General features: G+C 71.3%; 10 protein-coding genes. 1 reads left to right on the top strand and 9 read right to left on the bottom strand.

Features of this window, described 5'->3' with window-relative positions; genetic code table 11:
- From AC5LSR_RS02665 to AC5LSR_RS02695, 7 genes are all read right to left on the bottom strand, one after another.
- On the bottom strand, positions 1-309 hold a 309-nt coding region (locus AC5LSR_RS02665), incomplete at its 3' end, for an SRPBCC family protein (RefSeq protein ID WP_493468108.1).
- 1 nt (position 310) lies between these two features.
- A complete protein-coding gene (locus tag AC5LSR_RS02670; RefSeq protein WP_250280705.1) occupies positions 311-577 on the bottom strand; it encodes an acyl carrier protein in 267 nt (88 codons plus the stop codon).
- A gap of 152 nt (positions 578-729) precedes the next feature.
- A complete protein-coding gene (locus AC5LSR_RS02675) occupies positions 730-2,106 on the bottom strand; it encodes an acetyl-CoA carboxylase biotin carboxylase subunit (RefSeq protein ID WP_250291284.1) in 1,377 nt (458 codons plus the stop codon).
- Between the two features lie 51 nt (positions 2,107-2,157).
- Positions 2,158-2,661, bottom strand: coding sequence for an acetyl-CoA carboxylase biotin carboxyl carrier protein (locus AC5LSR_RS02680; protein ID WP_250280702.1), 504 nt, complete (start codon positions 2,659-2,661; stop codon positions 2,158-2,160).
- Positions 2,658-4,445 (bottom strand): carboxyltransferase subunit alpha, encoded by a 1,788-nt coding sequence (gene accA / locus AC5LSR_RS02685; protein WP_493468109.1) that lies wholly within the window; start codon positions 4,443-4,445, stop codon positions 2,658-2,660. Before accA ends, AC5LSR_RS02680 begins: the two co-directional genes overlap by 4 nt.
- Positions 4,442-4,810 carry a TcmI family type II polyketide cyclase gene (locus AC5LSR_RS02690; protein ID WP_250291279.1) on the bottom strand — a complete coding sequence of 123 codons (369 nt, stop codon included), beginning with the start codon at positions 4,808-4,810 and terminating at the stop codon, positions 4,442-4,444. The genes accA and AC5LSR_RS02690 overlap by 4 nt, the downstream gene beginning before the upstream one ends.
- Before the next feature lie 531 nt (positions 4,811-5,341).
- Positions 5,342-6,007: a LuxR C-terminal-related transcriptional regulator gene (locus AC5LSR_RS02695; RefSeq protein WP_250280695.1), complete on the bottom strand. Its 666-nt coding sequence runs from the start codon at positions 6,005-6,007 to the stop codon at positions 5,342-5,344.
- Positions 6,008-6,827: 820 nt separating this feature from the next.
- Here AC5LSR_RS02695 and AC5LSR_RS02700 point away from each other — a divergent pair.
- A complete protein-coding gene (locus AC5LSR_RS02700) occupies positions 6,828-7,616 on the top strand; it encodes a LuxR C-terminal-related transcriptional regulator (RefSeq protein WP_250280692.1) in 789 nt (262 codons plus the stop codon).
- Positions 7,617-7,676: 60 nt separating this feature from the next.
- Here AC5LSR_RS02700 and AC5LSR_RS02705 read toward each other — a convergent pair whose 3' ends face one another.
- The gene (locus AC5LSR_RS02705; protein ID WP_445548376.1) at positions 7,677-8,366 is read right to left on the bottom strand and encodes a globin; all 690 of its coding nucleotides are present in this window, start codon (positions 8,364-8,366) and stop codon (positions 7,677-7,679) included.
- A gap of 45 nt (positions 8,367-8,411) precedes the next feature.
- Positions 8,412-10,060 (bottom strand): MFS transporter (locus AC5LSR_RS02710; protein WP_493468110.1); only part of this gene is annotated, 1,649 nt, incomplete at its 5' end.

Genomic DNA, 10,060 nt, shown 5'->3' on the forward strand with positions numbered 1-10,060 from the left:
GCCGTCGCCGTCGCTGTCGTAGCGCCAGTGGATGCGCATGTACTCGAACGGGCCGGGTTCGACCCGGTGGGCGTGGACCTCCCGGCGCTGCCGGTCCGGGGTCCGTTCGCTCACCCACGACCAGACCCGTCCCTGCTCGTCGGGGTGCATCGTCAGCCGGAAGCGCACCGTCGTGCCGATCCGCTCCAGTACCTCGACCGAGGCGTATTCGGTGAACAGGGCCGGCCAGCGCTCCAGGTCGTTGGTGATGTCCCAGACCAGGTCGAACGGCGCGCTGATGACGATCGTGTTCTCCGTGTGCCCGGCCACGTCAGCGCCTCCCGGCGAGGTCGCCGTTGACGAAGGCGACGATGCGGGTGACGGTCCAGCCACCGGCCTCCTCGGGCAGTTCCACGCCGAACCTGTCGGCCAGCGCGCCCTGCAGCTGCAGCACCGCGAGCGAGTCGATGCCGAGGTCGACCAGGGGGGTCGTGCCACCACCGGCGCGGATCGTCTCGGGGCCTACTCCCGTCTCCGTGACGAGGATGTTCTCGATCTCCGTCGGTGTGACCGATGTGATCGTCTCGTTCGTGCTCACAGTCCTTCTTCCCTTTCTGTTCTTTTCCCGCCGGCTTTCCGCCGGTTTCTTTTTCCGCGAGTTCCTGTTCGTCTGTTTGTCGGCTCACCGATCTGGCCCAGGGAGGCCCAGGGGCCGGACGGGCTTTCCTCGGCCGGCCGGCCGGCCGAGGCTCAGCGCCGCCTGCCCGGCTCCGGTGGCGTGCCGGCCAGCAGGCGGTCGACCAGGGACGTCGCGTAACGCCCGCTGGCGAACTCCTCGTCGGCGAGGACGCGGCGCAGGAACGGGATGGTGGTCCGCACCCCCGGGCCGGCTACCTCGAACTCGGCCAGTGCCCGGTCGGCCCGCGCGATCGCCTCGTCGCGCCGCGGCGCCCAGACGATGACCTTGGCCAGCAGCGAGTCGTAGTGCGGCCCGACGACGTACCCCGGCCAGGCATGGGTGTCGACCCGGGTGAACGGGCCGCCGGGCGGGAGGAAGCGCTCGATCCGGCCGGGGGTCGGCCTGAAGTCGTTGGCGGGGTCCTCCACGTTCACCCGGCACTCCAGGGCGGTGCCGCGGATCTGCACGTCCTGCTGGGTCAGACCGAGGGGCAGGCCCGCCGCGACGCGCACCTGCTCCCGGACGATGTCACAGCCGGTGACCATTTCGGTGGCCGGGTGCTCGACCTGGATCCGGCAGTTGATCTCCATGAAGTAGTGCCGGCCGTCGGCGTCCACCAGGAACTCGACCGTGCCGGCACCGCGGAAGCCCGTGGCGAGCGCGCCGTGGACGGCGTCCCGCGCGATCGCGGCGGCCTGCTGCGGATCCAGCCCCGGGGCGGGCGCCTCCTCCAGCAGCTTCTGGTGGCGTCGCTGCACGGAGCACTCCCGGGTGCCGAGGTGGATCCCCGTGCCCTGCTCGTCGACGAGGACCTGTACCTCGACATGCCGCGCCCGTTCCAGATAGCGCTCGACGTAGACCCGGTCGTCACCGAAGACCGCGCGCGCCACGGCGCGGGTCTCGGCGAACGCGCGGGCGAAGCCACCGGGCTCGCGCACGACGGTCATCCCGTTGCCCCCGCCGCCGGCGGCTGCCTTGATGATGACGGGATAGCCGACGGTGGCGGCGAGCCGGGCCGCCTCGTCGACGTCGCCGGGTACCTCGCGGCTGCCGGGCAGCAGCGGCAGCCCGGCCTCCCGCATCAGGGTGCGTGCCGTGCTCTTGTCACCGAGGCAGGCCATGACCTGCGCGGGCGCCCCGATGAACACCAGGTCGTTGGCGGCGCAGATCTCGGCGAAGTCGGGGTCCTCCGACAGGAACCCGTACCCGGGGTGGACGGCGTCCGCGCCGGTCCTGCGGGCCGCCTCCACCAGTGCCGCGGCGTTGCGGTAGCTGCGCCCGGCCGGGCCCGGCCCGATGCAGACGGTCTCGTCCACGTGCCGGCGCAGCGCCTCGACGTCGTCCGCGGTGGAGTGCACGCCGACGACCGCGAGGTTGAGCTCGCGGCACGCCCGCGCCACCCGTACCGCGATCTCCCCACGGTTCGCGATCAGTACCTTCCGGAACACCTCACATCACCCCATGTGTCGCGCCGCCGGCCGCAGCGCTGGCCAGCCCGCTCATCCGACGGGCACCAGCGTGATGAGCACCTGCCCGAACTCCACCGGCTCCCCGTCGGCGACGGCGATCCGGTCGACCTTGCCGGCGGCCTCGGCGCGCACCGGGTTCATCAGCTTCATCGCCTCCAGGATTCCGACCGTGTCCCCCGGTGCGACCAGGTCGCCGACCTGCACGAACGGCTCCGCCCCCGGCTGGGGGGACCGGTAGAAGGTCCCGACCATGGGTGCGGTGACGACCGGCCCGGACGGCGTGCCGGACGCCTCGGCGTCGCTCGCCTGCCGCGCCGGCTGGATCCCGGTGCTGTCGGCCGCACCTGCCGGTAACGGCCCGGCCGCCGGCGGGGCTGCCCACTCCACCTCCAGCACGACGTCGCCGGAGCGCAGCCGCAGGCGGCTGGGCTGGCCGGGCAGGTCGCGGGTGAGGCGGCTGACGTGCTCCCGCACCGCCGCCAGCAGCTCGATCCGCCCGTCGGGCGCCACCTCGGGGGCCTCGTCGCGGGTCATGCCGGCACCTGCGCGTATTCCTGCTCCTGCCGGCGTCCGGTGCGGGCCGGTACGTCCACCGCTTCCGCGCCGAAGCCGCGGAAGCGGGCCGCGCGCCGGGCCACGAGCTCGTCGGGCGGCACGGCCAGCAGCGGGAGGAGGGCTTCGAGTACGGCCGCGCGCAGCGTGTCCGCGGCCGTCCCGGGGTCGGCCTGTGTGCCTCCGGGTGGTTCGGGCACGACCGCGTCGACGATGCCGGCCCGCAGCAGCGTCCGCGGGTCCAGGCCCAGTGAGCGGGCCGCGTCGGGGGCGCGGGCGCTGTTGTTCCACAGGATCGCGGAGCATCCTTCGGGGCTGATGACCGTGTAGACGCCGTTCTCGACGATGAGCACCTGGTCGGCGACGGCGAGGGCGAGCGCGCCCCCGCTGCCGCCCTCGCCGGTGACGACCGACACCACCGGTACCCGCAGCGCGCTCATCCGCTGGATGGCGTTGGCGATCACCGAGGCCTGGCCGCGTTCCTCCGCCTCGACCCCAGGGTGCGCGCCGGGGGTGTCGACCAGCGTCACGACGGGCAGGCCGAGGCGTTCGGCCAGTTCCATGATGCGCAGCGCCTTGCGGTACCCCTCCGGCTTGGCCAGGCCGAAGTCACGGCTGAGCAGTTCCGCGGTGGTGTGCCCCTTCTGGTGGCCGACCACCGCCACCGGCACACCGCCGATCTCGGCCAGCCCGGCGACGATCGCCGGGCTGTCGCCGTGCGTCCGGTCGCCCCGCAGCTCCAGGAACGAGTCGAACACCCGGGCGGCGAGGTCGAGGGTGGTGGGGCGGCCGAGGTCGCGGGCAAGGCGTACCCGCTCCCACGGGTCGCGGTCGCGCAGCTGCCGCGGATCCCGGATCAGTACCCGCGCCGCCGCACCCGCGGCGACCGGATCATGTTCCTGCCGCGGCGCCGGGGGCCGGGCCTCCCGGATGGCCGGCCTGGTCTTCGTCGGGCGGCGCCCGGGCGCGGCCACCGCCAGCAGCCTGCTCAGGCAGGGGCGCAGCTCGGCGCGTTGCACGACCAGGTCGACATGCCCCCGGGCGGCGAGGAAGGCGCTTCCCTGGAAGCCGTCGGGCAGCCGCTCGCCGGTGGTCTGCCGGACGACCCGGGGGCCGGCGAAGCCGAGCCGGGCCCCGGCCTCGGCCAGGACCACGTCGGTGTTCGTGGCGAAGGACGCCGCCACCCCGCCGTAGGTCGGGTCGGTGACGACGCTGACGGTCAGCAGCCCGTCGCGGCGCAGCTGGCCGACCGCGATGCTCGTCTTCGCCATCTGCATCAGGGACAGGGCGCCCTCCTGCATGCGGGCGCCTCCCGAGGTTGTGACGACCACGAACGGCAGCCGGCGCTCCCGGGCCAGCTCCGCGGTCAAGGTGATCATTTCTCCGGCGGCGGAACCGAGGCTGCCGCCCATGAAGGAGAAGTCCATGACGGCGACGGCCAGCTCGCGCCCGCCGATGCGGCCCGTGCCGCACAGCACCGCCTCGGGCAGGCCGGTGCGGCGGCGCGCCTCGTGCCAGCGCTCCTCGTACCGTCTGCCGTCGGAGAAATCGAGGGGATCGTAGCCGGTCGGGGTGAGCTCGAGGGGGGTGAAGCTGTCCGGGTCGAGCAGGTGCCCGATCCGCTGGCGTGCGCCGACCCGCCCGTGGTCACCGCATTCGGGGCAGACGAACAGGTTGCGCGCGAACCGTTTCCCGTAGACGAGCGCGGAGCAGGCCCGGCAGCGCACCCATTCGGTGGTGGCCGGGGTGGTGGCCGCCGGGCTCATGCCTCGGCCCGCGCAGGCCCGGTCGCGACCCGTCTCGCCGGGGAGCCGTCCGGTTCATAGGTGTAGAAGCAGCGCGCCACTGCGTCCCGGGGTGACCGCCAGGTGGGCAGATAGGGCTGGATGAAATGCGCCAGCTCCGCGGTCACCCGCCCGAACTCCTCCTGGCTCCTGATGTCGGCCAGCACGCGGGTGCTTTCATGCTCGGTTTCGAGCAGATGGACATACAGGTCACCCAGGCTGTAAAGGGATCTGTGCGACACCCCGGCGACCTGGGGCAGGCCGGTACGGTCCGAGGCCGCGAATATACGCGCGACCTCGGCTTCCGCGCCCGGCGTGATCCTTGCGACGATCAACGTCCTTTGCATGGTTCCGCCTTCACCTCTGTGCCACGTCCTGCTGTGCGGTGTTCCGCTTCGGGGAAATCCACCGGCGGGCGAACCAGCACCCGCCCAGGGCTGGTACCGTCTCGCCGTCCGGCGATGGCCGGGCTGCCGCGGATTTCACGTCGGGCCGTCGAACGGGAACGCCGGTGAACAGCACCGGCCGGTGCTTTCGGGGGCACCGGCGGGGTGGATGCCTGCCGGTCAGATGTCGTTGTTCGGCGATCTCCTGGAAATACGTGGTCCGGCTGTCATCGCCTTGCGGCTGTTTCATCGTCCCCGATGATTTGTCCCAGCGTCATGAGTCAGATGTCCCAACTGCCTGGGAATTTTCCGGGCCACGGTTTCGACAAAAGGTGGAGACGGGCGGTGGCGGAGTCGGCTGGACGACAATACGCATCCCAGATGGTGACGTACCTCACTGTCCCGCGGGGGACAGCCGCCGGCATATGCTGTCGGCAGCGGGTAGCCGCGGTGATTGCGGGAGATTTCCCCGGGGTTCATTCCGCGGGCTGTTCAGCCCCCGAGCCCGGCACGCCGGGCAATGACCGCGGCCTCGGCGCGGTCCCGCACTTCCAGTTTCGCGAAAATCTTCGACAGGTAGTTGCGCACCGTTTTCGTGGTGAGGGCCAGCTCACCGGCGATGGCGGCCGTGGAGTAGCCGTCCGCGACGAGGCAGAGCACCACGCGCTCCCGCTCGGTGAGCTCGGGGAACGGAGGCTGCTCCGCCCCGGCGGCGTCGAAGTGGCGTAACACGCTGTCGGCGATATGGGCACCGAAGATCACCTCGCCGTGGCTGACCGCCTCCACCGCGCGCGCGAGGTCCTCCGGCCGCGCCGCCTTGAAGGCGCATCCGCGGGCACCGGCCCGCACCACGGCCGCGACGGTCCGCTGGTCATGCCGTCCGGTGAGGACGAGTACGGCGGTCCTCGGGCATTCCCGCGAGATGCGCTGGGTCAGCGCCAGCACATCGTTGTCGTCGTCGTCGAAATCGAAGATGACGACATCCGGACGCAGCCGTCGAGCCGCGGGGATGATGTCGGCGCCGTTCGTGAGATCACCGACCACCTCGCCCACCGCGGTGGCCTCCAACAGCGCACGCAGCCCCGCCAGGAAGACAGGATGGCCGTTGACCAGCAGAATCCGTACGGGGCGGGTGGACTCGTCGCCCGCTCCGCGCACCGTATTCTCCGCCGCGATATCCGGCCCTGAGCGTCCATCCATTCCGCTCCCCCCGTCCGGACGGCGACCGGCTGCCTGCCGGCGCATCCTCAGCTGCCGACGCAGGGCGGCGTATCCTGTTCTGGACTCATGCCGTAGCCTGCCGTGCCGGCATGATCGAGGAAAAGGTCTGTCGCGGTTACGACAGACTCAGATTCCGGTGCCGGCCGCGTTACGTCTCATCACGGCACGGGTGGCGCACCTCCTGGAAGGCAAACGGCGATAAGGAACACCAGGTGGGCCACTTCGAAGACGATCTCCGGTGTTGCCAGCCGATGATCCGGTGACTCCGGCCCCCGGTAACGTCAAAGATATATGATCATTCCGGCTTTGGTCTTCCTGGTCACGGCCCGGATCACATCGACGCGGGCCGGATCCGGCGCCGCGGCGGCTTCGGCGGCGGCCCACCGCCGCCGGGCCCCGGCCCGCCGCCGTACACGGACAGTTATTGTCGGGCGGCTGGTATTCTCGGGTGCGAGAAGCCATCCGGGAGAAGGACGAAAATCTTCCGCCGCCGGCGGAGCGGTATCATCTATCTGACGATGGTGTGTGCGTGGCGCCGGGTTGATATACAGGTTGTTCAACTACCCGGATGCTCGCGGACCCACCGGACAAGCGGCCCCGGGTAGCCGAGATCGTTCCCGTGACGGTCGAAGGGGTTATGATGCCGTACACCGTCCATGAAGACCTTGAAGGTGGGCTCTTCCACGGCCGCCCACCCGTCGATGCCGCCGGCCGGGCCGTGTGCGTGTCGTCTGTGGATTCCCCGGAGGAGGCGCAGGTGTCCAAGCCCGGAGTGTCCGGACATGCCACAGCCCGGCCCACCCGGACGATACGGGTGCTTCTCGCCGAAAGCTGCGACGTGGTACGGACGGGGATGCGGGTGATTCTCAGCCGGGAACCGGACATCACCGTCGTGCGGGACGTGGCGGACAGCGCGGATCTCCTGCTGGCGGCGCAGGAGTTCCAGCCCGACATCTGCATGGTCGACCGCGACCTGGACGGAGCCGGCGTCCTCCCGCTCATCCGCAAGCTGTCCGCGGCCCTGCCGGATCGCCGCCCCCACATCATCATCACCGCCCGCCGAGGCTCCGACGACCTGGCGGCCGAGGCGCTGCGCCTCGGCGTCCGCGGCTATCTGATCAAGAACATCCCGCCTGCCGATCTTCTCGACGCCATCCGCGCGACCGCGGCCGGTCACATCACCCTGGCGCCTACCGTCGCCAGCCACCTCGCGGCCTGCTGGGCAGGGCGGCCGTCCTCCACCGGGCCGACCGGGGGCGGCGACACCGCGCCCTCCGTACCCTCCGCACCCTCCGCACCCGTTCCCACGGTCGGCACCGCGATGAAGGGTGTGGACATCCGCCTCACCCAGCGGCAGCGCGAGGTGCTGGAACTGGTCGCCGACGGGCTGTCCAACGCGGAGATCGCTGCCCGTCTGTTCGTCACCGAGGCCACCGTGAAAAGCCACCTGACGGCGGTCCTGCGACGCCTGGACCTGCGGGACCGGACCCAGCTTGCGATCTATGCCCATCGCGGCCGCATCACCGGATCGCCCGAGCCCGCCTGACAGTGCCGCCGCCACCCACCCGGCCCTGCCCGCGGGTGAAGCCGGCGTCCGCCCCTCGCGTCACCCGGTGTTGGTCAGGGCATGTGCCCCGTCCACGAGGTATTCCCAGAGCATGCGTTCCAGCGGCGCGGGCAGGCCCTCCTCGGTCAGGGCCTGCGCCATCAGGCGCAGCCATGACTCCCGGGCCCGGGCATTGATCGGGAAGGGAGCGTGGCGCATCTGCAGCCGCGGATGTCCTCGCAGCGGGGAGTAGCTACGCGGGCCTCCCCAGTACTGGATCAGGAAGGCGCGTAGCCGCTCGGCGGCGCCGGCGATGTCCTCCCCGTACATCGGCCCGAGTACGTCGTCCGCCGCGACCTTGCCGTAGAAGCGGTCGACGATACGGGTCAGCACCTCGACGCCACCCGCTTCGGCGACGAATCCCCGCGCCGCGCCATCCGCGTACGCGTCACGAGCCGCTGTCCCGCTCAGGCCGAGGACCTCTCCGACGCGATCCCAGCTGTGCCCGGCCGCCCGTGCCTCCGCGGCCGCCTGCGCCAGCATCGCCTCTACGAAGAAGCGTGCCTGACGCGCCAGGTACAGCGCTTCGACAGCCTCGCCGCCGGCAAGGTGGGCCGCCGCGGACGACAGGGAACGCGTCGATTCCCGCAGGAAGTGGGCCCGCCAGAACTCCTGGGACCGGTCGTCCGACTGCGCCGCCCGGACAGCGGAATCCTGTTCGGACGTCCCCGTACCACCACGATATGTCACCGGTTCTCCTGATGCCGCGACGTCACTGGACCATGGTTTCGACAGCTACGACTGCGACGGCCGCGATCCCACCGGGCGGGAAGCGGCCGGCTGGGGGCCCGGCGCGGCCGGCTGGGGGATCTGGTGGTGCATGGTCGCCGACTCCCGCGCGCCAGGCATCCCCACCGCGACCACGGCCGCCCCGAGGAGCCCCGCGAGCCCGCACCCGATCGCCGTGCTGTGCATCGCCGAGACGAAGGCGTCGGACGCGTCGGCCCACAACGTCCTCCCGGATGGTCCGAGCGACGCCGCGATGACACGGGCGGCCTCCACCGACTCGGTCGCATCCGCCCGGGCGGATGGGGGCACAGTGGCCAGGTGCGGCTCCAGCCCGTCCCGGTACCGGACGGCGAGCAGCGAGCCGAGCACGGCGATGCCCAGGGCTCCGCCGAGGTTACGGGTCACGTTGGTGATCGACGAGGCCACTCCCGCCCTGCTCGCCGGCAGCAGGCTCATCACCGCCTCGGTAGCCGGGGGCATCACGTGTGCCATACCGATGCCCTGCAGGAAGAAGATCAACAGTATCGCCCAGACAGGCGAGTCCGCGTCCAGGAACGCATAGCCGAAGAAACACAGCGAGGCGAGCAGCAGGCCAGCCGAGACCACCAGCCGGTAGCCGCGCCGCTCGGCCAGCTTCGGGGAGCGTGCCGAGAACATCCCGAGGCCGACGGCCAGCGGGAGCAGCGCCAGTCCGCTCTCCAGCGGGCTGTACCCGCGGATGCTCTGGAGATAGAAGACCATGAAGAAGGTCAGTCCGAAGATCGCGAAGAAGGCCAGCCCGACGGCGACGGCCGCCGCGGACATCCGGCGGTCACGGAAGAGCCGGACGTCCAGCGCCGGATGGCCGATGGCCAGTTCGTAGCGGACGAACGCGACCAGGAGCGCGAGGCCACCCAGCAGCGGGCCGAGCACCCGGCCCTGCGTCCAGTCCGCGAGCCGCCCGCCCTCGACGATGCCGAAGACCAGCAGCATGATGCCGGAGATCGACAGCCCCACCCCGAGCGGGTCGAGCCGCCCGGGCGCGGGGTCACGGGACTCGGGGACCAGCGCCACGGTGCCCGCGAGCGCCACGAGCACGACGGGTATGTTGATCAGAAAGATCGATCCCCACCAGAAGTGGCCGAGCAGGATGCCGCCGACGATGGGCCCGAGTACCGCGGCAAGGCCGCTCGAACCAGCCCAGATGCCGATCGCCTGGGGACGCTGGGACGGCGGGAAGACATGCATGATGATCGCCAGTGTGGCCGGCGGCAGAGCGGCCGCGCCGATTCCCATCACCACCCGCCACAGGATGAGCTGGGCTGGCGTGTCCGCGTACGCGGCGCCGACGGAGGACGCTCCGAAGATCAGTATCCCTGTCACCAGCGTGCGCCGGTGCCCGATCCGGTCACCGAGGATGCCCCAGGTGAACAGCAGCGCGGCGAAGACGAGTGTGAAGGAGTTGATCGCCCACTCGAGCTGGGTCTGGGTCGCGCCCAGCCCCTGCTCCGGATCGGCGAGGACCCGCAGCGCCACGTTGATGATCGTCCCGTCGAGGACGGTGAGCAGGACCGACAGGACGAGAACCGCGAGGACCGGCCAGCGGCGGGGATGGCCTGCCACCGGTGCCGCCGAGCCCGTGGGACTGGCGGCGGGACCGGTGGCGGTGGGACCGG

Source organism: Protofrankia sp. CiP1_Cm_nod4, from assembly GCF_982290645.1.